23 protein-coding genes and 4 tRNA genes are annotated in these 24,112 nt (G+C 66.5%); 15 read left to right on the forward strand and 12 right to left on the reverse strand.

Annotated elements, in window-relative coordinates; genetic code table 11:
* Positions 1-108: 108 nt before the first annotated feature.
* The 3 genes from WI26_RS05225 to earP all read right to left on the reverse strand — a co-directional run bounded on the left by WI26_RS05225 (position 109) and on the right by earP (position 3,648).
* Positions 109-1,494, reverse strand: a complete 1,386-nt coding sequence (locus WI26_RS05225) for a sigma-54-dependent transcriptional regulator (RefSeq protein WP_069225369.1) — start codon at positions 1,492-1,494, stop codon at positions 109-111.
* Positions 1,495-1,765: 271 nt separating this feature from the next.
* Positions 1,766-2,323, reverse strand: a complete 558-nt coding sequence (gene efp / locus WI26_RS05230) for an elongation factor P (protein WP_034206788.1) — start codon at positions 2,321-2,323, stop codon at positions 1,766-1,768.
* Between the two features lie 137 nt (positions 2,324-2,460).
* Entirely contained in the window at positions 2,461-3,648 is a 1,188-nt protein-coding gene (earP, locus tag WI26_RS05235) for an elongation factor P maturation arginine rhamnosyltransferase EarP (RefSeq protein WP_069225370.1), read from the reverse strand.
* A gap of 76 nt (positions 3,649-3,724) precedes the next feature.
* On the opposite strand from earP, the gene uvrC reads away from it, so the two are divergent.
* The 6 genes from uvrC (at position 3,725) to WI26_RS05265 (ending at position 7,093) form a co-directional block, all read left to right on the forward strand.
* Positions 3,725-5,755 carry an excinuclease ABC subunit UvrC gene (gene uvrC / locus WI26_RS05240; protein WP_059465204.1) on the forward strand — a complete coding sequence of 677 codons (2,031 nt, stop codon included), beginning with the start codon at positions 3,725-3,727 and terminating at the stop codon, positions 5,753-5,755.
* Between the two features lie 99 nt (positions 5,756-5,854).
* Positions 5,855-6,442 (forward strand): CDP-diacylglycerol--glycerol-3-phosphate 3-phosphatidyltransferase, encoded by a 588-nt coding sequence (gene pgsA / locus WI26_RS05245; protein WP_059447979.1) that lies wholly within the window; start codon positions 5,855-5,857, stop codon positions 6,440-6,442.
* Positions 6,443-6,586: 144 nt separating this feature from the next.
* Positions 6,587-6,662 (forward strand) — tRNA-Gly (locus tag WI26_RS05250).
* 52 nt (positions 6,663-6,714) lie between these two features.
* Positions 6,715-6,790: transfer RNA gene (locus WI26_RS05255), tRNA-Gly, on the forward strand.
* A gap of 51 nt (positions 6,791-6,841) precedes the next feature.
* A tRNA-Gly gene (locus tag WI26_RS05260) sits at positions 6,842-6,917 on the forward strand.
* 102 nt (positions 6,918-7,019) lie between these two features.
* A tRNA-Cys gene (locus tag WI26_RS05265) sits at positions 7,020-7,093 on the forward strand.
* A gap of 130 nt (positions 7,094-7,223) precedes the next feature.
* Here the strand turns inward: WI26_RS05265 and WI26_RS05270 are convergent.
* Complete coding sequence (locus WI26_RS05270; protein ID WP_069225371.1) at positions 7,224-7,772, reverse strand: GNAT family N-acetyltransferase; 549 nt, start codon at positions 7,770-7,772, stop codon at positions 7,224-7,226.
* Positions 7,769-8,428, reverse strand: coding sequence for a helix-turn-helix domain-containing protein (locus WI26_RS05275; protein WP_069225372.1), 660 nt, complete (start codon positions 8,426-8,428; stop codon positions 7,769-7,771). The genes WI26_RS05270 and WI26_RS05275 overlap by 4 nt, the downstream gene beginning before the upstream one ends.
* A gap of 157 nt (positions 8,429-8,585) precedes the next feature.
* On the opposite strand from WI26_RS05275, the gene WI26_RS05280 reads away from it, so the two are divergent.
* Positions 8,586-8,822 carry a ParD-like family protein gene (locus WI26_RS05280; protein WP_059447674.1) on the forward strand — a complete coding sequence of 79 codons (237 nt, stop codon included), beginning with the start codon at positions 8,586-8,588 and terminating at the stop codon, positions 8,820-8,822.
* Positions 8,822-9,628, forward strand: a complete 807-nt coding sequence (gene map / locus WI26_RS05285) for a type I methionyl aminopeptidase (RefSeq protein ID WP_069225373.1) — start codon at positions 8,822-8,824, stop codon at positions 9,626-9,628. The genes WI26_RS05280 and map overlap by 1 nt, the downstream gene beginning before the upstream one ends.
* A 100-nt stretch (positions 9,629-9,728) precedes the next feature.
* Here the strand turns inward: map and WI26_RS05290 are convergent, their stop codons facing one another.
* Positions 9,729-10,232, reverse strand: a complete 504-nt coding sequence (locus tag WI26_RS05290) for a GAF domain-containing protein (RefSeq protein WP_059536464.1) — start codon at positions 10,230-10,232, stop codon at positions 9,729-9,731.
* 114 nt (positions 10,233-10,346) lie between these two features.
* On the reverse strand, positions 10,347-11,264 hold the full coding sequence (locus WI26_RS05295) for a LysR family transcriptional regulator (protein ID WP_069225374.1): 918 nt from the start codon (positions 11,262-11,264) through the stop codon (positions 10,347-10,349).
* A gap of 110 nt (positions 11,265-11,374) precedes the next feature.
* On the opposite strand from WI26_RS05295, the gene WI26_RS05300 reads away from it, so the two are divergent.
* Together WI26_RS05300 and WI26_RS05305 are read left to right on the forward strand one after the other, a co-directional pair.
* Positions 11,375-12,241: a pirin family protein gene (locus tag WI26_RS05300; RefSeq protein WP_069225375.1), complete on the forward strand. Its 867-nt coding sequence runs from the start codon at positions 11,375-11,377 to the stop codon at positions 12,239-12,241.
* Between the two features lie 129 nt (positions 12,242-12,370).
* Positions 12,371-12,862, forward strand: coding sequence for a GNAT family N-acetyltransferase (locus WI26_RS05305; RefSeq protein WP_060321605.1), 492 nt, complete (start codon positions 12,371-12,373; stop codon positions 12,860-12,862).
* Positions 12,863-12,869: 7 nt separating this feature from the next.
* Here WI26_RS05305 and WI26_RS05310 read toward each other — a convergent pair whose 3' ends face one another.
* From WI26_RS05310 to WI26_RS05320, 3 genes are read right to left on the reverse strand one after another with little or no spacing between them, the layout of a single operon-like run.
* The gene (locus tag WI26_RS05310; protein WP_069225376.1) at positions 12,870-13,742 is read right to left on the reverse strand and encodes a cytochrome c oxidase assembly protein; all 873 of its coding nucleotides are present in this window, start codon (positions 13,740-13,742) and stop codon (positions 12,870-12,872) included.
* 10 nt (positions 13,743-13,752) lie between these two features.
* Positions 13,753-14,193, reverse strand: coding sequence for a copper chaperone PCu(A)C (locus tag WI26_RS05315; protein ID WP_069225377.1), 441 nt, complete (start codon positions 14,191-14,193; stop codon positions 13,753-13,755).
* A gap of 8 nt (positions 14,194-14,201) precedes the next feature.
* Positions 14,202-14,846 carry an SCO family protein gene (locus tag WI26_RS05320; RefSeq protein WP_059465214.1) on the reverse strand — a complete coding sequence of 215 codons (645 nt, stop codon included), beginning with the start codon at positions 14,844-14,846 and terminating at the stop codon, positions 14,202-14,204.
* Between the two features lie 283 nt (positions 14,847-15,129).
* On the opposite strand from WI26_RS05320, the gene otsB reads away from it, so the two are divergent.
* Positions 15,130-15,882, forward strand: a complete 753-nt coding sequence (gene otsB, locus WI26_RS05325; RefSeq protein ID WP_059465234.1) for a trehalose-phosphatase — start codon at positions 15,130-15,132, stop codon at positions 15,880-15,882.
* A complete protein-coding gene (otsA, locus tag WI26_RS05330; protein WP_069225378.1) occupies positions 15,879-17,255 on the forward strand; it encodes an alpha,alpha-trehalose-phosphate synthase (UDP-forming) in 1,377 nt (458 codons plus the stop codon). Before otsB ends, otsA begins: the two co-directional genes overlap by 4 nt.
* A 97-nt stretch (positions 17,256-17,352) precedes the next feature.
* On the opposite strand, the gene WI26_RS05335 is transcribed toward otsA, so the two are convergent.
* Positions 17,353-19,182 carry an ABC transporter ATP-binding protein gene (locus tag WI26_RS05335; protein WP_059465216.1) on the reverse strand — a complete coding sequence of 610 codons (1,830 nt, stop codon included), beginning with the start codon at positions 19,180-19,182 and terminating at the stop codon, positions 17,353-17,355.
* 567 nt (positions 19,183-19,749) lie between these two features.
* On the opposite strand from WI26_RS05335, the gene WI26_RS05340 reads away from it, so the two are divergent.
* From WI26_RS05340 to WI26_RS05350, 3 genes are all read left to right on the forward strand, one after another.
* Entirely contained in the window at positions 19,750-20,814 is a 1,065-nt protein-coding gene (locus WI26_RS05340; protein ID WP_044844742.1) for a glycosyltransferase family 4 protein, read from the forward strand.
* A 236-nt stretch (positions 20,815-21,050) separates the two neighbouring features.
* Positions 21,051-21,851, forward strand: coding sequence for a hypothetical protein (locus WI26_RS05345; protein WP_069225379.1), 801 nt, complete (start codon positions 21,051-21,053; stop codon positions 21,849-21,851).
* 37 nt (positions 21,852-21,888) lie between these two features.
* The gene (locus WI26_RS05350) at positions 21,889-22,353 is read left to right on the forward strand and encodes a DUF2214 family protein (protein ID WP_069225380.1); all 465 of its coding nucleotides are present in this window, start codon (positions 21,889-21,891) and stop codon (positions 22,351-22,353) included.
* 57 nt (positions 22,354-22,410) lie between these two features.
* Here the strand turns inward: WI26_RS05350 and gudD are convergent, their stop codons facing one another.
* Positions 22,411-23,763 carry a glucarate dehydratase gene (gudD, locus tag WI26_RS05355; RefSeq protein ID WP_059594475.1) on the reverse strand — a complete coding sequence of 451 codons (1,353 nt, stop codon included), beginning with the start codon at positions 23,761-23,763 and terminating at the stop codon, positions 22,411-22,413.
* Between the last annotated feature and the right edge of the window lie 349 nt (positions 23,764-24,112).

The raw sequence follows: 24,112 nt of genomic DNA on the forward strand, positions 1-24,112 counted from the left end.
TTCTGCGCGGCTTTTTGCTTTTCCATCGGCGCGATGCGGAACGAGGCGATATGATCTTGCGCAACTAACCGTCGACTCTCGCCCGTGCCCCGAGTAACTGCGAGGGGGTCAGTTCACCTTCATCCGCTGCAGCTTGTTGTACAGCGTCTTGGGGCTGATGCCGAGCAGCGTCGCGGCCCGATGGCGCGTGCCGCCGACCGCGTCGAGCGTCGCGCGAATCAGCAGGTCCTCGACGTCGGACAGCGGGGTGCCTACCTTGATCTGCACGCTGCTGCCGTTCAGCGCGGCGCCGGCCGCGAAGCTCGCTTCCCCCGCGCGCAGTGTTTCGACGAAATCGCCTGACGCGTCATAGGCGAAACGCACGCGCTCCTGCAATTCGCGGACGTTGCCGGGCCATTCGTAGGACAAGCATTCGCGCACGAAACCCGGTGCCGCCCGCTTGTCGGTCGTGCTGCGGCCGGTGGCGCGCGCTTCGCGGTTGAGTTCGTCGATGAGCGCATCCGCGATCGCGAGCGCATCGCCGTCGCGCTCGCGCAGCGGCGGCATCGTGATCGATGCCGCATCTAGGCGCAGCCACAGATCCTCGCGCAGCGTACCGTTCGCGACCGCTTCGCGGGCCGGACGGCGCGTGGTTGCGATCAGCCGGAAGTCGCTCGCGATCGAACTCGTGCCGCCGATCCGCATGAAGTTCTGCGAGTCGAGCGCATGCAGCAATGCCTCCTGCAGCACGAGCGGCAGTGCGGTGATCTCGTCGAGGAACAGCGTGCCGCCACCGGCCTGTTCGAACAGGCCCGATTCGCGCCGCTCGGCGCCGTCGAATGCGCCGCGCTCATGGCCGAACAACACGCTGTCGAGCGACGCACCGTGGCGCCCGGCATGCGCGATCGTGCGGCAGTCGAACGACACGAACGGTCCCTTGCGGCGCCGGCTCAGGTCGTGCAGCGTGCGCGCGGCAAGCTTCTTGCCGGTGCCGGCTTCGCCGGTGAACAGCACCGCCGTTTCGGTGCCGGCATTGTGCTCGATCATGTCGTACACGTGCTGCATCGCCTCGCTGCGGCCCACCAGTGCGCCGAAACGACCGAGGTGGCGCAGCGACGCGCGCAGCGTCCGCACTTCGTCGATCAGTTCGTAGGGCCGCGGAATCCGCGCCAGCAGGCTGCGCAGGCGCGGAATGTTGATCGGCTTCAGCAGGTAGTCCCAGATGCCGTGACGCAGGCCTTCGATCGCGCTCTCGACCGTCGCGTTGCCCGTCAACACGATCACCGGCAGCGAGCCGTTCGGCTGCTGCTGCGGGAGATGCTGGAGCAGGTCGAATCCGCTGCCGTCCGGCAGGTTCAGATCGACCAGGACGACATCGGGAATCGAGCGGCCGAGCGCCGTGCGTGCTTCGGCGAGCGACGTGGCCGTGTCGACCGAGAAGCCGTCCGCGGCGAGCAGAGCGGTCAGGCCGGACAGACTGTTGGGATCGTCTTCGACAATCAGGGCGTGTGGCATGGTGGACGCGAGTCGAGTCAAGAGAGGCGGGCTGTCGGCCATCGAGCCCGCCGCAGCCGCATGTCAGATTAAAAACTGATTTTATGCCCCGCTGAACGCCTGACGTGCATTATTTCTTTGCCGATATAAAACAGTTACCGATGATACAAATTGAATACCTTTAGTGCTGGATTTTGTGTTGTTCATGGTGCCGGCACACCGGCGCTGTTGGCGGCAGGCAAACAAAAAGCGCCCCGAAGGGCGCTTTGTTCGATCCGGAAATCGCAGGCGATTACGCGCGGCTGCGATATTCGTTCGTACGCGTATCGATTTCGATCTTGTCGCCGGTATTGCAGAACAGCGGCACTTGCAGTTCGAAGCCCGTTGCGAGCTTCGCGTTCTTCAGCACCTTGCCCGACGACGTGTCGCCCTTGACGGCCGGCTCCGTGTAAGTGATCTCGCGAACCAGGATCGTCGGCAGTTCGACCGAGATCGCCTTCTCGTTGTAGAACACGACTTCGCAAGCCATGCCGTCTTCGAGGTAGTTCAGCGCTTCGCCCATCATTTCCGCTTCGACTTCGTACTGGTTGTAGTCGGCATCCATGAACACGTACATCGGATCGGCGAAGTACGAGTACGTCACTTCCTTGCGGTCGAGCACGACGACGTCGAACTTGTCGTCAGCCTTGTAGACCGATTCCTGGCCTGCGTTCGTCAGCAGGTTCTTCATCTTCATCTTGACGACGGCGGCGTTACGGCCCGACTTGTTGTATTCCGTCTTTGCGATGACCCATGCGTCGCTGCCGATCTGCACGACGTTGCCTACGCGGAGTTCCTGTGCGGTCTTCATAAAAAACTGTCCTGATCCAATCAAATAAATAGGTGCCTGAGCGTTGCACAACGGCTGACGGCGCAAGCGAGGGGCGTTCCGGTGGTGCCAAGAGCCCCAAACGCGAGCGCTTGCGTGGTCAGCCGTCGGATAACCGCTTATTTTAACTGAGATTTTGCGTATTCCGCCAGCTTTCCGGCGAGATCGCCGACGCCCGCCAGCGCGTCCGCCCAGCATGCCGCGTTGGCGTCCAGCGCGGCACGGTGTTGCAGCAAATCGGCCCAGTCGGGCGTGCCGCCGCCGTTCCATGCGTGCCAGAAGCGCGCGAGCGCCGCTCGCGGTGCGTCGGCGAGGCCGGCCGACAGGTGCGCGAGCGCGGCGTCGAGCTTCGGCAGGTGCGCGTCGTCGGCCTGCGGATAGATGTGCCACACGAATGGCTTGCGCGCCCATTGCGCGCGGACGAACGAGTCCTCGCCGCGCACGAAGTTGATGTCGGCCACCCACAGCAGCCGGTCGTAGTCGGCCTGCGGGACGAATGCGAGCCCGTAAGCGGTCAGGTTGCCCGTGGTCGCGCGTGCGCCGGGGCCGAACGATTCGACTCCGAAGAAGCGGGCGACGGCTGGCGATACGCGGCCCGCGGGTACCAGCGCAACGACGGGCGACGGGCCGTCGCGCCACTGTGCGAGCAACGCGTCGACGGCTGGATTTTCATAGGCGAAGAGGCTGACGACGGTCGTGCCGGGGGCCGGCGGCGCGTCGCCCGTGGCCTCCCGCCACCAGGCCGTGCGCGCTGCCGCGTCGGCTTCGAAGGCGGTGCGGCGCGCGTCGAGGTCACGTTCCTTCAGCACCCCGCCCGTGCCGGCCGACAACCCCGGGAAGAAGAACGTCTTCAGCAGCGGGTAGCGCGGATGCGGCGACGGCCGCAAATGGAAATCGGCGACCCAGTCCTCGGCGCTCAGGTATTCGAGATTGATCCACACAGGGCGGCGCGCGCGGCGCGCCATCGCCGCGAGATATGCGCCGGGCAGCTCGCACGCGAACGCCTCGATCACGACGTCGGCGATTTCCAGCGCGTCGCCGACTTCCGCATGCCAGTGTTCGATCACGATGCCGTCGACCGTCTGCCGCCCGGCATCGGGATCGACCCCCGGCCGCAGTCGCGCGAATGTGCGCAGGTCGTCGATGAAAAGGCGTACCTGCCAGCCGTGCTCTTGCGAAAGCTGGCGCGCGAGGCGCCAGCACACGCCGATGTCGCCGAAGTTGTCGATCACGGTGCAGAAAAGGTCGCATGCGATCGGTTCGTCGGGTGCGAGGGGTGCAGGGGAAGCGGGGGCGGTGCGGGGCATCGAAGCGGACCGGTGAATGCTCTAAACTGGCGATTCTAATGGACCCGTTCCGCGCCACAAGGCGCCCGGATCACGCATGACATCCCCAGAAGCCGCCGACATCCCGTTCGAACCCAAGAAGATCCTCGCGCAGTTGCCGCACATGCCGGGCGTCTACCGCTACTACGATGCGGCGGGCGCCGTGCTTTACGTCGGCAAGGCGCGCGACCTGAAGAAGCGCGTATCGAGCTATTTCACGAAGACCCAGTTGTCGCCGCGCATCGCGATGATGGTCACGCGCATCGCGCGCATCGAGACGACCGTCACGCGCTCGGAGGCCGAGGCGCTGCTGCTCGAGAACAATCTGATCAAGGCGCTCACGCCGCGCTACAACATCCTGTTTCGCGACGACAAGTCGTATCCGTACCTGAAGCTCACCGCGCATCGATTTCCGCGCATGGCGTATTACCGCGGCTCGGTCGACAAGCAGAACCAGTACTTCGGGCCGTTCCCGAGCGCATGGGCCGTGCGCGAGAGCATCCAGATCCTGCAGCGCGTGTTCCAGCTGCGTACCTGCGAGGATTCGGTCTTCAACAACCGCACGCGGCCATGCCTGCTTCATCAGATCGGGCGCTGCACGGCGCCGTGCGTCGGCGCGATTTCCGAGGACGACTACGCGATCGACGTGTCGAATGCCGCGCGGTTTCTGCTCGGCCGGCAATCGGAAGTGATGAAGGAGCTCGAGCAGAAGATGCACGCGTTCGCGGCCGAGCTGAAGTTCGAGCAGGCGGCCGCCGTGCGCAACCAGATGAGTTCGCTCGCGACGGTGCTGCATCAGCAGGCGATCGAGGTCGGCAGCGACAGCGACGTCGACGTCCTGGCGGTCGTCGCGCAGGGCGGACGCGTGTGCGTGAACCTGGCGATGGTGCGCGGCGGCCGCCATCTCGGCGACAAGGCCTATTTCCCGACGCACGTCGAAAGTGCGCTGACGCTCGCCGAAGGCGGGCTCGGAGACGACGCCGATGCGCAAGACGCTGCGGACGAAACCGCCGCGGCGTTGCCCGATCGGCCCGCGGAAGACGCTGCCGCCACGCGCGACGCGGGAGCGTCGGTGGAGGCCGAGGTGCTCGATGCGTTCATCGCGCAGCACTATCTCGGCAATCGCGTGCCGCCCGTGCTGGTCGTGAGTCATGCGCCCGCGAGCCGCGACCTGCTCGAATTGCTGTCCGAGCAGGCAGGTCACAAGGTGTCGCTGGTGCGGCAGCCGCAGGGGCAGCGGCGCGCGTGGCTGTCGATGGCCGAGCAGAACGCGCAGATCGCGCTCGCACGGTTGCTGTCCGAGCAGGGCTCGCAGCAGGCGCGCACGCGCGCGCTCGCGGAGACGCTCAGCTTCGAAGGCGACGATCTTGCAACGCTGCGGATCGAATGTTTCGACATCAGCCACACGATGGGCGAGGCGACGCAGGCATCGTGCGTCGTGTATCACCATCACAAGATGCAGTCGGGCGAGTACCGTCGCTACAACATCACCGGGATCACGCCGGGCGACGATTACGCGGCCATGCGGCAGGTGCTGACGCGCCGCTACGAGAAGATGGTCGAGCAGGCCGCGCAGGCGGCGGCAGCCGACGATGCGGCCGGCATCGACGGCGAATCCACGCGCAAGGCCGAATCATCGAGCCTGCTGCCGAACATCGTGCTGATCGACGGCGGCAAGGGGCAGGTCGAGATCGCGCGGCAGGTGTTCACCGAACTCGGGCTCGACACGTCGATGCTGGTCGGCGTCGCGAAAGGCGAAGGGCGCAAGGTCGGCCTCGAGACGCTCGTGTTCGCGGACGGCCGCGCGCCGCTTGAACTCGGCAAGGAGAGTGCCGCGCTGATGCTCGTCGCGCAGATCCGCGACGAGGCGCACCGTTTTGCGATCACCGGGATGCGCGCGAAGCGGGCGAAGGCGCGCCAGACCTCGCGGCTCGAGGAGCTCGAAGGGGTTGGCGCGAAACGCCGGCAGCGACTGCTCGCGCGGTTTGGCGGGCTGCGCGGGGTGGTCGCGGCGAGCGTCGAGGAACTGGCGAGCGTCGAGGGTATCTCGCACGCACTCGCCGAGCAGATCTACAAGCAACTGCACTGAAGCGGCCGTGTGGCCGGCGGCGCCTGCACGCGATTTCGCGTTCTTGTGGCAGGCCGGTCGACACGGCACAATTGCGAATCCTTTACTGACCCGCATGCCATGCCGTTCAATTTCCCGATTTTCCTGACGTGGGTACGGATCGTGCTGATTCCGCTCGTCGTCGGCGTGTTCTACCTGCCGGACACGGTGATGGGCGGCGCGCACCGCAACCTCGCGGCGGCGGCGATCTTCATTCTCGCGGCGCTGACCGACTGGTTCGATGGGTTTCTTGCCCGCAAGTGGAACCAGACGTCGTCGTTCGGCGCGTTCCTCGATCCGGTCGCGGACAAGCTGATGGTGACCGCCGCGCTGCTGATCCTCGTGCAGATCGCGCGGGTCGATGCGGCGATCGCGCTCGTGATCGTCGGCCGCGAGATCGCGATCTCGGCGCTGCGCGAGTGGATGGCACAGATCGGGGCGTCGAAGAGCGTCGCGGTGAACCAGCTCGGCAAGTTCAAGACCGCATGCCAGATGGTCGCGATCCCGATGCTGCTGTACTACGGCCCGCTGCCGCTCGGCATCGCGACGATCGACACGCGCGTGTGGGGCGAGTGGCTGATGTACCTCGCGGCGGTGCTGACGATCTGGTCGATGCTGTACTACATGAAGCTTGCATGGCCGCAGATTCGCGAGCGCGGCGGCGCGTGACCGGCCTCGCAGAGTCGGTTGCGCAGGTTTTTGGAAAAAGGGCTGGAAAAGCCCTTGACATACGAATGTGCCTTCGACATAATCTCGCTTCTCCGCTGCACGACGAAGTAAGTGTGTGACGGGGAAGCAGTAGCGCAGCAATGCGCGGGAGTAGCTCAGTTGGTAGAGCGCAACCTTGCCAAGGTTGAGGTCGCGAGTTCGAGACTCGTCTCCCGCTCCAGATTTTTTCTGGCAGCGTGTTGTACGGCAAAGCGCTGCAAGTGCAGAACAATGCGGGAGTAGCTCAGTTGGTAGAGCGCAACCTTGCCAAGGTTGAGGTCGCGAGTTCGAGACTCGTCTCCCGCTCCAGATTTTTCTGGCAGCGCGTTGTACGGCAAAGCGCTGCAAGTGCAGGACAATGCGGGAGTAGCTCAGTTGGTAGAGCGCAACCTTGCCAAGGTTGAGGTCGCGAGTTCGAGACTCGTCTCCCGCTCCAAGTCATGGGGAAGCCACGCTTCCCTTTTTATTTGATGGGCCGACGGTCCTCGAATAAATAAATCTGTCGCTTGCCTCAATGGCATCCGGACAGTCCGCTTTTGGCGCGATAGCAAAGCGGTTATGCAGCGGCCTGCAAAGCCGTTTAGGCCGGTTCGACTCCGGCTCGCGCCTCCAGGTAGGAAAAGAAAAGCCCCGCTTCGGCGGGGCTTTTCTTTTTTTCCGTACACCATTCACGCGCTTGTTCTGCCGGAAACGTCAGCCCGCATCATCACGAGCGTGCATGCCGAACATCCGGCGACGCCGGTCAGCCATCGACCGGCCGCGATGGCGTGTCGAGCGTCAACTGATAGAACGCCGCATCGAGCCAGCGGCCGAACTTGAAGCCGGCTTCGGTGATCGTGCCCGAGTGTACGAAGCCGAGCCGCGTATGCAACGCGACGCTGCCGCCGTTGGTCGCGTCGATGCAGCCGACCAGTACATGCACATCAGCTTCGCGTGCACGCCGGATCAACTCCCGCAGCAGCAACTCGCCGAGCCCGCGGCCGCGATGGCCGCGATGGACGTAGACGCTGTGTTCGACCGTGTACTTGAACGCGGGGAACGCGCGGAACGTGCCCCAGCTCGCGAAGCCGACCAGCGTGCCCGATGCGTCGACCGCGCCGACGACGGGAAACCCGCCGGCGCGCTTCGTCGCGAACCACGTGACCATCGCCTCCGGCGGCCGCGGCCGGTAGTCGTACAGCGCGGTCGAGTTCACGATCGCGTCGTTCAGGATCTCGAGGATGGCCGCAGCATGCTCGGCCTCGCTGCAATCGATCAGGCGCACGTCGTCGCGCGGTGTCGGGGAATTCATACGGGCTCCTGCGCCTGTCGGCCTTGAACGGATGACACACCCCGCGCGCCGACGGCGGCGGGGACATCGCAGATCGCGACGACATAGCGCGCGGCGTGCGACGAGGGGTTGCTGAAAACCAGCGGCTGATCGACGCGCATGGCCAGACAGTCGCCTTCATGTAGTTCGTGATGCTGGTCGCCGAACGTGATGTCGACGCGCCCGTGGACGACCCACACCTGTTGATGCGGCGCGCTTTCGCGCCCGCCGGAGTCGTACGCAACGCGCGCACCGGCCGGGAAGTCGATCTCGACGAGCTGGATCGGCGACGGCCAGCCGTGCGGCGACAGATTGCGCCGCACGTAGCCGGACGCCGGATCGCGCCATTCCGCCTGCTGCGCACGCCGCACCAGCGGCTGCGCGGGCGCGTCGTCGCGATCGCCGGCGAACAAGCCCGCCAGCGATACATCAAGACCGGCCGCGAGCTTGTCGAGCACGACGGCGGTCGGGCTGGCCGACGCACGCTCGATGAGCGAGATCATCGAACGGCTGACGCCGGAACGCGCGGCGAGCGCATCGAGCGTGTAGCCTCGTAGCGTGCGCAGATCGCGCACGCGCCGGGCGATGCGTTCGTTGATGCCGGTGTCGTCGGAGGGTGCGCGGGATGATTCTTTCATGATGGATTTATTGTCCATCATGCTGGAATTCAATGTCAACCGGATGCCTGCCTGTCTAGTCCCCGGACCGATTGTTTCGCTAGCGGTCGGATGCTTGCCCAGCTGCCGGCGCAAGCGTAATATACGAAACGACTACATTTCGTTTAATTCGAGACATATGGGAATCATCAAGATATCCGAGCACATGCACGAACGGCTGCGCTCGACCAGTACCGCGCTGAGCCGCTCGATCAATGCGCAGGCGGAGCACTGGCTGCGCGTCGGGATGCTGGCGGAGCTCAATCCGTCGCTGTCCTACGGCGATATCTGCCGGATGCTGATCGAGACGGAAGCGCGTGGCAGCGATGCCGGTCCGACGGAGTCGGTCGCCCACGGCATCGAGCAGGTGGCGTGATGGCAAGACGCGAAATCCCGATCCGCGGTGCCGCGGAAATCGCCAGGTCGCGCGAGGCGGCGAAGCTTGCGTCCCAGGTGTTGACGATGATCACCGAGCATGTGAAGCCGGGCGTCACCACGGACGAACTGGATGCGCGCTGTCGCGAATACATCGTCGACGAACTCGGCGCGATCCCGGCGAACATCGGCTACCACGGTTATCCGAAAACCCTGTGCACGTCGGTCAACCATGTGGTCTGTCACGGCATTCCGTCGTCGCGGCCGATGCGCGACGGCGATATCGTGAACCTCGACATCGCGGTGATCAAGGACGGCTGGTTCGGCGACACGAGCCGCATGTACTTCGTCGGCGAGCCGGGCGAACTGGCGCGGCGCCTTGTCACGACGACCTACGAGGCGATGCATGCGGGCATCCGCGCGGTTCGTCCGGGCGCGACGCTCGGCGACGTCGGCTATGCGATCCAGCAAGTCGCGCATCGCGAGGGGTTCAGCGTGGTCCGCGAGTATTGCGGACACGGGATCGGCGATGTGTATCACGACGAGCCGCAGGTGCTGCACTACGGCCGCCCGGGCACCGGCGTGCCGCTGCGGCCGGGGATGATCTTCACGATCGAGCCGATGCTGAATGCGGGCAAGCGCGACACGCGCGTCCTGGCCGACGGCTGGACGGTTGTCACGAAGGACCACTCGCTGTCGGCCCAATGGGAGCACATGGTGGTTGTGACGGAGCAAGGCTTCGAGATCCTGTCGGACGATGTGAAGCCGCCGGCGTTCGCGTCGCTGTCCGGCACGCATGCGGCCTGATGCGCGGCGAGCCGCACGCAGCGGCGCAATGAAAAAAAGGCCCCGTCATGGGGCCTTTTTCGTCTGGATTCGCGCGGCGCGATCCGCAACGTCACGCGGCTCAACCGCGCGCCTTCTGCCACGCGTGTTCGACGAATACGCGGCACAGCGCTTCCATCCCGTTACGGTCCTCGTCATCGAAACGTGCGGCAACGGGGCTGTCGACGTCCCACACACCGATCAGCGTGCCGTCGGCGGCGACCAGCGGTACGACGATTTCCGATTCCGACGCGGCATCGCAGGCGATATGGCCGGGGAATTCGTGCACGTCCCGCACGACTTGCGTTTCGCGAGTCTGCGCAGCCGTGCCGCACACGCCTTTGCCGAGCGCGATCCGCACGCACGCCGGCTTGCCCTGGAACGGGCCGACCACGAGTTCCGTCCCGTCGAAGAAATAGAAGCCGGCCCAGTTCAGGCGGTCGAGCGAGTGATAGACGAGCGCGGAGAAGTTCGCGGCATTCGCGGTCAGGTCGCGTTCCGATTCGACGAGCGCGCGTGCTTGCTCGACGAGCGTCGCATAGAGTTCGGCCTTGGAGGCGTGAGGGTCGGTGGACAACGTGAACATGGCTGAAATGCGAAAAGGGTTGTGAACGGCGGAATTGTGAAAAGCGCGATGCGCGTCCCGCAGTCTACGGCACGCGCGCCCCGTTTGCAGCGCGTGGTTCGCGGGCGCCGTCGCTCAATCAGGTTCGAGTTCGGCGAACCGCTCGGCCAGGAAGTCGAGCAGCGCCCGCACCGCGGGCAGCAACCCGCGCCGCGACGCGAACACTGCGTGCACGATTTCACGGCGCGGTGCCCAGTCCGGCAGCACGGTCGCCAGTTCGCCGCGCGCGACTTCGTCGCGCACCATCATCGTCGGCAACTGCACGATGCCCACGCCCGCGACGGCCGCCGCGCGCAGCGCGAGCATGCCGCCCGTCACGAGCCGGGGCTGATGGTGGATTTCCGCCTGTGCGCCGTCGGGGCCGCGTAGCCGCCATACGTGTGCGGCCTGCGGCACGCCGTGATCGAGGCTCGGCAAGCGGGTCAGATCAGCGGGGACGGCCGGCACGCCACGCTCGCGCAGCAACGCGGGACTCGCGACGAGACACTGCCCGCGCTCGGCCAGCACGCGCAGCGCGAGATCGCTGTCCTCGAGCGGCGGCGGCCGCACGCGGATCGCGACGTCGATCCCTTCGCCGACGACATCGACGCGCCGGTTGGTCGCTTCCAGATGAATCTCGACGCGCGGGCACGCGACCATGAACGCGGCGATCATCGCGCCGACCAATGAATCGAGCAGCACGACCGGGCAACTGATCCGCACGATGCCGCGCGGCTCCTCATGCAGCAGCGCGATCGCCTCGTCGGCGGCGTCCGCTTCGACGAGCATCGCGCGGCAATGCGCGTAATAGGTCTGGCCGACGTCCGTGACAGTGAAGCGGCGTGTCGAGCGCTGGATCAGCCGCATGCCGAGCCGCGCCTCGAGCAGCGCGATGCGGCGGCTCAGCCTTGATTTGGGCATGTTCAACGCGCGTCCTGCCGGCGCGAAGCCACCGTGCTCGACCACCTGCACGAAGTAGTAGAGATCGTTCAGATCCCGTTCGTTATCGTTCATGAAATAGAACGCTGAGTGCGATTTTGGCAGTCTACCGGATCGATCGTTCCACCTCTATATTCCTACTCAGGATGCGAAACACGTGTTTCGCCGCAATTCGGAGAAGGCAAATGAAGAAGATCCAGGGTGTGTACAGTGCGCCGCGCGGCCATTGGGTCGGTGACGGTTTCCCGGTGCGTTCGATGTTCAGCTACCAGTCTCATGGCACGCACCTGAGCCCGTTCCTGCTGCTCGACTACGCCGGCCCCGTGAACTTCGAACCGGCTTCGACGCCGCGCGGGGTGGGGCAGCACCCGCATCGTGGCTTCGAAACGGTGACGATCGTCTATGACGGCGAAGTCGCACACCGCGACTCGACCGGCGCGGGCGGCGTGATCGGCCCGGGCGACGTGCAGTGGATGACGGCCGCGAGTGGGATCCTGCACGAGGAATTCCACTCGGAAGCGTTCACGAAGCGTGGCGGTCCGCTCGAGATGGTGCAGCTGTGGGTGAACCTGCCAGCCGCCGACAAGATGGGTGCGCCCGGTTATCAGACGCTGCTGAACGCGGACATCCCGGTGGTCGAACTGCCGGACGGCGCAGGCCGCGCGCGGATTATCGCCGGCGAGTTCGACGGGCGGCGCGGCCCGGCCCGCACGCACACGCCGATCGATGTGTGGGACGTGCGGCTTGCAGCAGGCGGCCGTGCACGGTTCCCGATCGCCGAAGGCCGGACGCTCGCGGTGGTCGTGCTGAGCGGGACGTTGCTGGTGAACGGCGAGACGGTCGCCCGCGAAGCGCAGTTCGTGCAACTGAGCCGCGACGGCCGCGACGTCGAGATCGAAGCGAACGGCGACGCCAAGCTGCTGATCCTGAGCGGCGAGCCGATCGATGAGCCGGTCGTCGGTTACGGGCCGTTCGTGATGAACTCGCAAGAGGAAATCCGGACCGCGATCGACGATTTCAACAGCGGTCGCTTCGGCCAGATGCCGGCGTGACGGACAGGCCCCGCGCAATGCGGGGCCTTTTTTTTCATGCGTGGAGCGGCGGCACGCGTGCCGCGTGCGCTTCGAGGCATAATCGACGGTTGCCGCGCGCCGGCTGGCGCGCTCGAATCAGGACCAACCATGAATGCTTCCGCATCTGCCGCCTCCGTGCGTACCGACGATCTCGACTGGCGCTGGAAATCCTTCGACGCGCTGACGGCGCGTGAACTTTACTCGATCCTCGACGCGCGCAGCGCCGTGTTCGTCGTCGAGCAGAACTGCGTGTATCGCGACATCGACGGCGCGGATTACGACGCGTGGCACTTGGCTGCGTACGACCCGGCTGGCCGCCTGGCCGGCTATCTGCGCGTGCTGCTGCCCGATGCGCAGCACACCGACGTGCGCATCGGCCGCGTGCTGACGACCGCGCCGTTTCGCGGCGCGGGCCTCGGCAACGCGCTGCTGTCGCGCGCGCTCGAACACATACGCGCGCAGTGGCCGGATGCGCAGGTGAGCCTGCATGCGCAGGCCCATCTGCAGCGCTTCTATGGGGCATTCGGTTTCACGCCGAGCTCGGACGTGCACGACGAGGACGGCATCCCGCACGTGTGGATGACCGGCACGCGCGGCTGACGCGCCGTCAGTGAGCGGTGCGCGTCACCGGCGGGTTTTGCGCGCGCCGGGCGGCCGCCCGCTCGTCGATCAAGCGGCCGCGTGCCGACAGCCGCAGCCAGTGCCGCAGCGCGATCAGCGCGCCGATCACGCTCATCATCGAACCGGGAATCCACAGCAGCAGGCCGCCGATCTGCTGGTCGCGCAGCGGGCTGAGCCACGTGAATGCGCGTCCGCAGATCGAGTAGATCGGATACAGCTCGTGCGGCGTGAAGAAGATCAGCGCGCCGAGCGCGATCTGCGGCGGGATCGCCGCGACGACGATCAGGATCCGGCGGCCGGGTGACAGCCGCGCGGGCGGAGCGGGGCGCGGATCGACGACGAGCCACCAGAACAGCAGCCCGTCGATCACCATGCTCCAGTTCATCACGCGATACAGGCGCCAGTCGAGCATCGCGATGAAGTGGATCGGCGACAGCAGCCAGAAATAGATCAGCCCGACGAACAGCACGACCGCGACGACCGGATGGAACACCACGTCGAGCGTCGCGCGCACGGGCGCCCACGCGAGCGCGGGGCGCACGAAGCGCTGCCGCCAGCGAAACGGAATGCCCGCGCGGATCGCTGCGCCAGGGTAGGCCAGCGCGATGAAGAACGGCCCGAGGTGATGCAGCACGAGATGCTGCGCGCGATGCATGAAGAATTCGTGCTCGAAGAAGTAGTCGAGCCGCGTATGCAGCGCGATGTAGAGCGCCGTCAGCCCGAGCCAGAACGAGAACTGCCGCAGCGGCGACACCTTCGCCTTCTTCACGCCGCGTGCGAACAGCACGGCGGCCGTCAGCACCGCGATGACCACGGTCGGCGACGGTTCCCACGGATCGAGCCAGTACAGGACGTTCATCGCGCGCGTATCACTTCGCCTGGGCCGGCGACTTCACGGCGAACGGCGTGTCGACCGTCTCGCCGTCGGAGAACTTCAGGCGCAGGTGCACGGTGTCGCCCGGCTTGATTGCGTGCTTCGGCTCCTCGAGCATGAAGTGATAGCCGCCCGGCGCGATGTCGACCTTGCCGCGCGCGGGGATCGTCAGCTTGTCGACCATTTCCATCTTCTGCGTCGAGCCGTTCGACACGGTCTGGTGCAGCATCGCCATTCCGTAGTCGGGGCTGTCGACGTCGACGAGATCGACCGGCTTGTCGCTCGTGTTGACGAGCGTCACGTAGCCGCCCGCGGGCAGCTTGTTCGGCAGCCAGCGCACCCATGCATTCTGTGCGGTGATCGCGCCGGCGGCATATGCGTGCGCGCCGGTGCACAGCGCGGCGAGGAGGGCGAACGTCTTGAGGGTCGTCTTCATGTCGGAGTTCAGGTGGTGGAGGCGGTGTCGATGATCCGGCGCACATCGGCGGCGATGGCGTCTGGTGAATCGCGGTCGGTGGCGAGCAGGCGCGCGCGACCGTTCGCGTCGAAGATGTAGACGGCCGAGCTGTGCGTCACCTCATAGCCGCCCGACGGATCGCGTTTTTCCATCTGGTACGCGACGCGATAGCGCTTCGCGAGGGATTCGATCTGCCCGTCGGTGCCGGTCAGGCCGCGCGCGTGCGCGGCATCGAACGCGGCGACGTACGACTGCATCGCCTGCGGCGTGTCGCGCGCGGGATCGACCGAGACGAACAGGATGCGCACGTCGTTCGCCTGCGGCCCGAGCTTCGCGAGCACTTCCATCAGCCGTGCCATCGTTTCGGGGCAGACGTCCGGACAGTGCGTATAGCCGAAGTAGACGAGCGCGACGCGGCCGCGAAACGCGTTCGCGTCGACCGCGTGGCCGTCGCCGCCGGTGAGCGTGAACGACAAGTCGGGCAGGTGGCCCGTGACGTTGGTCAGGTGCCAGTTCGGCTCGTCGTGCGTGCATGCGGCGAGCGCGACGGCGGCGGTCAGCGCCGCGGCCGTGCGGACCAAGCGGGTCAGACTGAATAGGCGCCGGTGCGGCGCGGGACGGGCAGGCGACATCCTGGGGCTCGATCGGACGGAACGGTCGTCGACCGGCGCGGCGCCATGCGTCGCGCGGCCGGCGGTTGCCGACTGTAGCGCAATTCCCGCGCCTGCGTCCTTTCGAAACCCGTACGGCACGGGCGAGCGGGGCAATATGTCGCAGTCGACGCGGATGGCCGCGCGCGCTCCGCCCTCCGCCGGTTTCGCCCATCTCGATACGCAGGCGCGGTAAGATGCGCACAATTCCATTCTCGCAGCGGCGGCCCCGCGTTTGCAGGCCGCTTCTCAGACCATCGAATCGATGCAATCCGTTCCGGCTTCCCTGTCCCTGACCGATACCGCGTTCTTTTTCGACTTCGACGGCACGCTCGTCGAGCTGGCGCCGACGCCCGACAGCATCCACGTGCCGCCGTCGCTGCTGACGTTGCTCGATGAACTGCGGCGCCGCACGCATGGTGCGGTTGCCGTCGTGTCGGGTCGCGGCATCGACAATCTCGACACGTTCCTGAAAATGCCCGATCTGCCGATCGCGGGCCTGCACGGCGCCGAACGTCGCGATGCGAACGGCGACACGCAGCGTATCGGCTTCAACGACGAACGGCTGCTGCGCATCGAGCGCGAACTCGCAGGCGTCGTCGACCGTCATCCGGGCATGCTGCTCGAAATCAAGGGCGCGGCCGTCGCGCTGCACTATCGCAACGCGCCCGAGCGCGAGCCGGTCGCACGCGAAGCAGCCGAGCGCCTCGTCGCCGAATACGCGGATGCGTATGTGCTGCAGCCCGGCAAGATGGTATTCGAGATCAAGCCGAAAGGCGTCGACAAGGGGCGCGCGCTGGCCGCGTTCCTCGACGAGCCGCCGTTCGCGGGCCGCGTGCCGCTGTTCGCGGGCGACGACCTGACCGACGAGAAGGGCTTCGCGGTGGTCAACGCGCGCGGCGGCCTGTCGATCAAGGTCGGTGCTGGCGAGACGTCGGCCCGCACGCGGCTCGACTCCGTCGACGCATTGCACGAGCAGATCGCCCGCTGGCTTCACGCGGAGCAGCAAGGCGCATGAGTCGACTCATCATCGTTTCGAACCGCGTCGCCCCGATTTCGGAAGGCGAGCCGGCGGCAGGCGGCCTCGCGATCGGCGTGTACGACGCGCTGAAGGAGACGGGCGGCATGTGGTTCGGCTGGAGCGGCGAGGTGGTCGCGTCCGGTGCGCCGCAGATCCGCATCGAGGAGCGCGGCCCCGTGACGTTCGCGACCATCGGGCTGTCGCGCCGCGATTACGACCAGTACTACCGAGGTTTCTCGAACGCGACGCTGTGGCCCGCGTTTCATTACCGCGCGGACCTGATCCAGTACGATCGCCACGAGTTCGAAGGCTACAGCCGCGTGAACGTCTGGCTCGCGCAGCAGCTCGTGCCGCTATTGCAGGACGACGACGTGATCTGGGTGCACGACTATCACCTGATCCCGTTCGCACGTGCGCTGCGCGCGGCCGGCGTGAAGAACCGCATCGGCTTTTTCCTGCACATTCCGTTTCCGGCCGCGCAGGTGCTGGTCAACGTGCCGCCGCATCGCGAGCTCGTCGAGTCGCTGTGCGCGTTCGACCTGCTCGGGTTCCAGACCGAGCCGGACCTGCGCGCGTTCTGCGACTACATCGAGTTCGAGGCCGGCGGCGAAGTGGCGCGCGAAGGGCGCACGATGCGCGTCAGCGCGTTCGGCAACACGCTGCGTGCGTCCGCCTATCCGATCGGCGTGTATCCGGACGAGATCGCGTCGCTCGCGCAGGCCGGCGAGCACGGCAAGGCCGCGCGCATGGCCACGTCGCTGCGCGGGCGCCAGCTGATCATGAGCGTCGACCGGCTCGACTATTCGAAGGGGCTGGTCGAGCGGTTCCGCGCGTTCGAGAAGCTGCTGGAGCACCAGGCGTCGATCCGCAACCGCGTGTCGTTCCTGCAGATCGCGCCGTCGACGCGCGCCGACCTGCGCGCGTACCAGGACATCCGCCTGCAGCTCGAAGCGGAGTCGGGGCGCATCAACGGCCGCTACGCGGAGCTCGACTGGGCGCCGATCCTCTACATTCACCGCCAGTACGACCGGCAGGTGCTGGCCGCGCTGTATCGCCTCGCGCGCGTGGGCTTCGTGACGCCGTTGCGCGACGGGATGAATCTCGTCGCGAAGGAGTATGTGTCCGCGCAGAATCCGGAGGATCCGGGCGTGCTCGTGCTGTCGCGTTTCGCGGGCGCCGCGCGCGAACTGACGGGAGCGCTGATCGTCAATCCGATCGACATCGACGGGATGGCCGATGCGCTGTCGCAGGCGCTGACGATGCCGCTTGCCGAACGGCGCGCGCGGTATGCGGACATGATCGCGCAGCTGCGCGAGAACAATGTGTCGGTGTGGCGCGACAACTTCCTGCGCGACCTGCAGCGCGTGTAACCCGCGCGCAGCGCGGCACAGGTCGCGTGATGCCATGAAGAAAAAGCCGCCGTGCTTCGAGCACGGCGGCTTTTTTTGTGGACTGCGTGGCGCGGCGTCAGGCCACGCGTTCCCCGGTTGGTGTGGTGCCGTCGGGCGCGTGATGGCGGCCGTGCTGCTTCGCGAGCAGGTCGCGGTACAGGCCCGGGCGGTTGCGCAGCACGTCGGGGCTGCCGTCGTCGATCACCTTGCCATTGCTCATCACGATGATCCGGTCGAAGTTGCGCAATGTCGACAGCCGGTGCGCGATCGCGATTACCGTGCGGCCGACCATCAGGCGGTCGAGCGCGCTCTGGATCGCTTCCTCGGATGCGCTGTCGAGCGCGGACGTCGCTTCGTCGAGCAGCAGGATCGGCGCGTTCTTCAGGATCGCGCGCGCGATCGCGATGCGCTGGCGCTGGCCGCCCGACAGCTTCACGCCACGGTCGCCGACGATGGTGTCATAGCCTTCCGGCATCGCCTCGATGAACTCCGAGCAACGGGCGTCGCGCGCGGCGGCGAGCACTTCGTCGCGGGTCGCCTCGGGGCGGCCGTACGCGATGTTGTCGTAGATGGTCCGGTGCAGCAGCGAGATGTCCTGCGGCACGAGCGCGATCGCGTGGCGCAGGCTGTCCTGCGTGATCGCCTTCACGTCCTGGCCGTCCACCTTCACGGCGCCGTCCTGCGTATCGTAGAAGCGCTGCAGCAGCGCGAGCACGGTCGACTTGCCGGCGCCCGACTTGCCGATCAGGCCGACCCGCTGGCCCGGTTCGATATGCAGATCGAAGTGGTCCAGGATCGCGCGGCGGTGCGGGTACGCGAACGTCACGCGTTCGAAATCGACACGCCCGCCCTTGGCCGACAGCGGTTGCGCGTCGGATCGGTCGGGCATCCCGTGCGGCTCGAGCAGCGTCTTCACGGCTTCGGACAGGCGTGCGACGTGCTGCGTGACGTCGACGAGCGCGACCGCCAGATCGCGCGTGCCGTGCAGGATCGTGAAGCCGAGCGAACTGACGAGCACGATGTCGCCGGAGGTCGCGCGCCCCTGGTCCCACAGCCACAGTGCCCAGCCGAGCAGGCCGGCGGACAGCATCGCGGTGATCACCGCATGCAGCAGGCGCAGTTTCTCGAGATACAGCAGGCTTTGCTGGCGCGCGTCCATCTCGGCCTTCACCGTCGCGCCGAAGCGCTTCTGTTCGCGCAGCGTCATCCCGAACGCGCGCACGAGGCCCATGTTGCCGATCACGTCGACGAGCTCGCCGTCGACCGCGGCGGCTTTCGACGCGAACGCGTGATGGCGCGCGGAGCCGCGGCCGGCGAGCTTGAACAGCACGACGGAGAGCACGGCCGAACAGCCGAGCAGGCCGGCAGCCATCAGCGGGTTCACGACGATGATCATCAGGATCGCGCCCATCACCGCAATGCACGGCGGCAGCACGTTCCAGGCCATCGTGTTCTCAGACGTATAGACGGCGTTCGACGTGGCGGTGATGCGGCTCGCGAGCGTGCCCGGCTGCTTTTCCGAGTAGTACGTCGGCGAGTGGCCGATCAGGTACTGGAACAGGTCGCGCCGCAGGTCGCCGGTGACCGCGACGAACGTATGCGCGGCGACCCAGCCGCCGACGCGCCACAGCAGGTTGTCGGCCGCGATCAGCCCGACGAGCAGCGCGAACGCGCTCCACAACGGGCCCGGATGATGACGCCCGGTCGCAAGCACGTCGATCAGGTGCTTGATCGCATATTGCGAGCCGAGCGCGCAGCCGACGGCGGCCAGCACACTGCAGAGCACGACCAGGTGCGCGACGGGATGCAGGCGGATGTAGCGGAACAGGAACGCGATCGGCCGATGCGCGTAGCTCGACAGCTTCGCGTTGTGGGCGTTGCGCTGGGCAGGGGTGAGAGATTCCAAAATATGCGTGCGGTGATTCGGTGATTGAGCGGATCGACTGGATCGCAGCCACGGTCGCTCGGACTGAATAATCCGGCATTGTAAACAAGGCCGTGCATTGCGCTGCGCGAATCTTGCGTTGGTCAGGGGTGCGCGACCAAATTTGAGATAAAATCCGGCATCTTCATCCTGCCTGCCGCATGCGCCGGAATCGCGATGTCGGCAGCGACGGGATGACCCGGAACGCCAAAAGGGCCTTCCACTCTAGAACGGACGCCCAAGTCCGCGGGTTGCAAAGTGTTGCGCCTTTGTAACAAAGTAAAGTGTTTGAAATGTTGTGAGCCGTATCGGGATTAACCCTAGATAATCGGCTCCGGGTTCGATTCCAGGTTTTTACGAACCCCTGTCAACGGGTCTTCGTTTCAAACGTTCTATGCCTGTCGCGTCGCCGACGCTCCTTGTGCAGCGCGGGTTCGACGCCCCCGGCAGGCTGATTCGTCCGATCTTCGGACGAAATGCATCCAGCCCGGACCGCCGGCAGGTTGCCGACCCATACCTGGTTTTTAGCCGATTTTTTAGGAGTTACGCATGCGAATCGCCCAAATCGCTCCGTTGCACGAAGCGGTGCCCCCGAAACTGTACGGTGGTACCGAGCGAGTGGTGTCCTACCTCACCGAAGCGCTCGTCGAGATGGGGCATGACGTCACGCTCTTCGCGAGCGGCGATTCGCAAACGTCGGCGAAGCTCGAGGCGTGCTGGCCGCAGGCGCTGCGCCTCGACCCGACGATCCGCGACGTGATGGCCCCGCACATGCTGCTCCTCGAGCAGGTGCGCCGCCGTGCGGAAGAGTTCGACGTCCTGCACTGCCATATCGACTACTACCCGTTCTCGCTGTTCTCGCGCCAGCCGGTCCCGCATCTGACGACGATGCACGGCCGTCTCGACCTGCCGGAACTGCAGCCGATCTTCAATGCGTTCAGCGACGTGCCGGTCGTGTCGATCTCCGACAACCAGCGCATCCCGCTGCCGCAAGCGAACTGGCTGTCGACCGTGTACCACGGCCTGCCGGAAAACCTGCTGACGCCGATCCCGAACGTGAAGCCGAGCTACCTCGCGTTCCTGGGCCGCATCTCGCCGGAGAAGCGCGTCGACACCGCGATCCGCATCGCCGAGCAGGCCGGCCTGCCGATCAAGATCGCCGCGAAGCTCGACAAGGCCGACCGCGCGTACTACGAAGAGAAGATCAAGCCGCTGTTCGCGCTGCCGCACGTCGAGTACATTGGCGAAATCAGCGAATCGGAAAAGACCGAATTCCTGGGCAACGCGCACGCGCTGCTGTTCCCGATCGACTGGCCGGAGCCGTTCGGCCTGGTGATGATCGAAGCGATGGCCTGCGGCACGCCGGTGATCGCGTTCAAGCGCGGTTCGGTGCCGGAAGTGATCGAGAACGGCGTGTCGGGCTTCGTCGTCGAAGACGAACTGTCGGCCGTCGCGGCGCTCAAGCGTCTCGACACGCTGCCGCGCGAGAAGGTGCGCGCCGCGTTCGAGGCACGTTTCTCGTCGAAGGTGATGGCGCAGAACTACGTGAAGGGCTACGAGGAACTGCTGCGCCAGAAGCGCCGCACGGTGCTGCGCGAAGTCAACGCAGGCTGATGCCGGAGCGCCGGCCGCACTGCGGCTGAGGCCGTCATCGACGCCCCGTCCGGGTCCCCGGCGGGGCGTTGTCACATCTGCAGCGCGGATCTGTTGTATTCTCGCCGCGCCCGGCGCCGCGAACGGCCCCGGAAGCGGCCCGGCACGCCATCCTGCCGTCTGTCCAGACGGTAATGTCCCTATAATGGCCGTGCCGCGAAATCCGGCCCCGCACGAACATCGAGAGGAGAGCAGTCTTGGCGAGATCGAAAACCACGCGCGCAGCGCCGGCCCCCGGCGCCGGCGTGATCTTCGCGTTGCGCGCGATCGGTCTCGTGCTGCTCGCGCGCTGGCTGTTCTCGATGTCCCAGATGGGCTATCGCGCGTCGCTGTCGGCGATGGTGTCGTCGCCCTGGGCGTTCGTCTATCTCGTGCTGATCTTCCTGCTGCTCGCGCTGCCGGGCGCCGCTGCGCGCGCCGAGCGGCCGTTCCATCCGCTGCCGCAATGGCTGCGTCAGGCGCTGCGGGTTTTCGCACTGATCGGTTTCCTGTTTGCCGTGTGGTCGATCGGCGCGTTCGCGTGGGCGGCCGGCTGGCGCCGTGCGCTGCACGCGGTGACGGCGACCAACGGCTGGCTCGTCGCCGCGCCGGCGCTGTATGCGGCGATCGTGTGGATGTGCCGCCCGCGGCCGCTGTGGCGCACCAACGTGGCCGCGCGCCGTTTCGCGGTCGGCCGCTACGCAATCTCGCTCGATACGCTCACGCGCACCGCGATTGTCTGGATGGAGAGCCGCAAGGTCGGTCAGTATGACGCGCGCGAACTATCGGTGCGCTGGCCCGACCGGGGCGCGGCCACTGCGGTCGAGCAGGGTGCGCCGGCGGCTGCCGTGCCGCCGCGTCGCGGCAGCCTGTTTCGGCGGCCGCAGGTGGAACTGCTGTGGGATTCGCCGGCGGCCGTCGGCCATAACCGGCAGATCGTGATGCGCGCACCACTCGCGACCGAGGGCGACCGCGTTGCGGTGCTCGCGCTTGACGCCGCGCTCAAGCAGATCGTCTGACAAGGCCTGCGCGGCGCGCGGGCGACACGGAGGCACAATGATCGTTCGTTGGTTGCTGGCAGCCGTTCACCTGATGGCGTTCGGCGTTGCGTTCGCCGCAATCGCAGGGCGCAACCGCGCGCTGCGCAGGGTCATTGCGTCGGCGCAGGCCGCCGACCTGCCCGGCGTGTTCAAGGCGGACGCGGCCTGGGGATTGTCCGCGCTGGTGCTGATCGCGACGGGACTCGCGCGCGCGTTCGGCGGCTTCGAGAAGGGCGCCGCGTATTACCTTCACGAGCCGCTCTTCCACGTCAAGATGACCGCGCTCGTGCTGATCCTGCTGCTCGAGATCGTGCCGATGCTGGGGTTGATCCGCTGGCGCGTCGCCGTGCGGCAACAGCAAATGCCCGATCTCGGCCGCGCACGGACCTACGTGCGGATCGGCCACTGGCAGGCCATGCTCGTGATGGTCATCGTGTTCGCCGCGTCGGGGATGGCGCGTGGGCTCGGGCTGGCCGGGTAGCTGCGCACGGCCGGGACTTCCGACCGGACGGCCCTGCCGCCCGGCTCGTCCGCCCGCTCAGCGCACGAGGCACGGGCGCTTGTTGTTGAACGTCCATCCCGGAATCAGATACTGCATCGCGGCTGCATCGTCGCGCGCGCCGAGCGCGTGCTGCTTGTACAGCTCGTGCGCGAGCGCCACCGCATCCATGTCGATGTCGATGCCGAGACCTGGACGCTTCGGCACTTCCACGAGTCCGTTCTCGATCTTCAGCGGCTCGCGCGTCAGCCGTTCGCCGTCCTGCCAGATCCAGTGCGTGTCGATCGCGGTGACCTGGCCGGGCGCGGCGGCCGCGACGTGCGTGAACATCGCGAGCGACACGTCGAAGTGGTTGTTCGAATGCGAACCCCACGTGAGGCCCCAGTCGCGGCACATCTGCGCGACGCGCACCGAGCCCTGCATCGTCCAGAAGTGCGGATCGGCCAACGGGATGTCGACCGCCTGCAGCTGCACCGCGTGGCCCATCTGCCGCCAGTCGGTCGCGATCATGTTGGTCGCCGTCGGCAGCCCGGTCGCGCGGCGGAATTCGGCCATCACCTCGCGGCCCGAGTAGCCGTTTTCCGCACCGCACGGATCTTCCGCATACGCGAGCACGTGATGCAGGTCGCGACACAGCCGCACGGCCTCGTCGAGCGACCACGCGCCGTTCGGATCGAGCGTCACGCGCGCTTCGGGGAAGCGCTCGGCGAGCGCCGTCACGGCTTCGACCTCGCGTGCGCCTTCGAACACGCCGCCTTTCAGCTTGAAGTCGTTGAACCCGTACCGCGCATGAGCGGCTTCGGCGAGGCGCACGACCGCTTCGGGCGTCAGCGCGGCCTCGTCACGCACGCGCGTCCAGTCGTCGGTCGCGCCGCGGCCGTCGCGATAGGGCAGCGCGGTTTGCTTGCGATCGCCGACGTAGAACAGGTAACCGAGCATCTCGACGCGCTCGCGCTGCTGTCCCTCGCCGAGCAGGGCGGCCACGGGCACGCCGAGATGCTGGCCGAGCAGGTCGAGCAGCGCGGCTTCGAGCGCGGTGACCGCGTGGATCGTGGTGCGCAGGTCGAAGGTCTGCAAGCCGCGGCCGCTTGCGTCGCGGTCAGCAAAGGTGCGCCGCACGTCGTTGAGCATCGCATGGTAGTTGCCGACCGGCTGACCGACGACGAGCGCGCGCGCATCCTCGAGCGTGCGGCGGATGCTTTCGCCTCCCGGCACTTCGCCGACGCCGGTCCGGCCCGCACTGTCCTTCAGGATCACGAGGTTGCGGGTGAAGAACGGGCCGTGCGCGCCGCTCAGGTTGAGCAGCATGCTGTCGTGGCCGGCGACCGGAATGGCTTGCAGATCGACGATGCGTGGCGTGTCGTGGGAAGGCGAGGCAGTGACGGCGTTCATGGCGGCGATGGCGAAAGAGTGGGCAATGCCGTGCGGCAAAAGCTTTGCCGCGCGCGGCGGGAGGTGCGATCATTCGACAACCGACGTGCGCGGCGCGCAAGCCCCGCATGTCGACAGCAACCCGAAAGGGTGGGGCGACCCGCTCGATGCCGGTGTCGCGGCGGACCGAAGCAAGTGTGGATGCTCGCTTCGGTCGACCGTGAAACTGGGCGCCGGCAGCCGCGCGGAAGCGCGAATGCCGGCCGATCGCGAACCACGGGACCCGGCAGGCGCTTGTACGCCGGCTTCGGTCGACAGGAGATCCGTATCGCGATCATCAGTCGTCGGATGACTTGTGACGCAGTATAAT

It is taken from the genome of Burkholderia diffusa (assembly GCF_001718315.1).
Taxonomy (GTDB): domain Bacteria; phylum Pseudomonadota; class Gammaproteobacteria; order Burkholderiales; family Burkholderiaceae; genus Burkholderia; species Burkholderia diffusa_B.

Excerpts from the sequence above, each read along its gene's own strand:
- WI26_RS05225 (WP_069225369.1), bottom strand. The coding sequence starts at position 1,494 with ATGCCACACGCCCTGATTGTCGAAGACGATCCCAACAGTCTGTCCGGC.
- efp (WP_034206788.1), bottom strand. The coding sequence starts at position 2,323 with ATGAAGACCGCACAGGAACTCCGCGTAGGCAACGTCGTGCAGATCGGC.
- earP (WP_069225370.1), bottom strand. The coding sequence starts at position 3,648 with ATGCCCCGCACCGCCCCCGCTTCCCCTGCACCCCTCGCACCCGACGAA.
- uvrC (WP_059465204.1), top strand. The coding sequence starts at position 3,725 with ATGACATCCCCAGAAGCCGCCGACATCCCGTTCGAACCCAAGAAGATC.
- pgsA (WP_059447979.1), top strand. The coding sequence starts at position 5,855 with ATGCCGTTCAATTTCCCGATTTTCCTGACGTGGGTACGGATCGTGCTG.
- WI26_RS05270 (WP_069225371.1), bottom strand. The coding sequence starts at position 7,772 with ATGAATTCCCCGACACCGCGCGACGACGTGCGCCTGATCGATTGCAGC.
- WI26_RS05275 (WP_069225372.1), bottom strand. The coding sequence starts at position 8,428 with ATGAAAGAATCATCCCGCGCACCCTCCGACGACACCGGCATCAACGAA.
- WI26_RS05280 (WP_059447674.1), top strand. The coding sequence starts at position 8,586 with ATGGGAATCATCAAGATATCCGAGCACATGCACGAACGGCTGCGCTCG.
- map (WP_069225373.1), top strand. The coding sequence starts at position 8,822 with ATGGCAAGACGCGAAATCCCGATCCGCGGTGCCGCGGAAATCGCCAGG.
- WI26_RS05290 (WP_059536464.1), bottom strand. The coding sequence starts at position 10,232 with ATGTTCACGTTGTCCACCGACCCTCACGCCTCCAAGGCCGAACTCTAT.
- WI26_RS05295 (WP_069225374.1), bottom strand. The coding sequence starts at position 11,264 with ATGAACGATAACGAACGGGATCTGAACGATCTCTACTACTTCGTGCAG.
- WI26_RS05300 (WP_069225375.1), top strand. The coding sequence starts at position 11,375 with ATGAAGAAGATCCAGGGTGTGTACAGTGCGCCGCGCGGCCATTGGGTC.
- WI26_RS05305 (WP_060321605.1), top strand. The coding sequence starts at position 12,371 with ATGAATGCTTCCGCATCTGCCGCCTCCGTGCGTACCGACGATCTCGAC.
- WI26_RS05310 (WP_069225376.1), bottom strand. The coding sequence starts at position 13,742 with ATGAACGTCCTGTACTGGCTCGATCCGTGGGAACCGTCGCCGACCGTG.
- WI26_RS05315 (WP_069225377.1), bottom strand. The coding sequence starts at position 14,193 with ATGAAGACGACCCTCAAGACGTTCGCCCTCCTCGCCGCGCTGTGCACC.
- WI26_RS05320 (WP_059465214.1), bottom strand. The coding sequence starts at position 14,846 with ATGTCGCCTGCCCGTCCCGCGCCGCACCGGCGCCTATTCAGTCTGACC.
- otsB (WP_059465234.1), top strand. The coding sequence starts at position 15,130 with ATGCAATCCGTTCCGGCTTCCCTGTCCCTGACCGATACCGCGTTCTTT.
- otsA (WP_069225378.1), top strand. The coding sequence starts at position 15,879 with ATGAGTCGACTCATCATCGTTTCGAACCGCGTCGCCCCGATTTCGGAA.
- WI26_RS05340 (WP_044844742.1), top strand. The coding sequence starts at position 19,750 with ATGCGAATCGCCCAAATCGCTCCGTTGCACGAAGCGGTGCCCCCGAAA.
- WI26_RS05350 (WP_069225380.1), top strand. The coding sequence starts at position 21,889 with ATGATCGTTCGTTGGTTGCTGGCAGCCGTTCACCTGATGGCGTTCGGC.
- gudD (WP_059594475.1), bottom strand. The coding sequence starts at position 23,763 with ATGAACGCCGTCACTGCCTCGCCTTCCCACGACACGCCACGCATCGTC.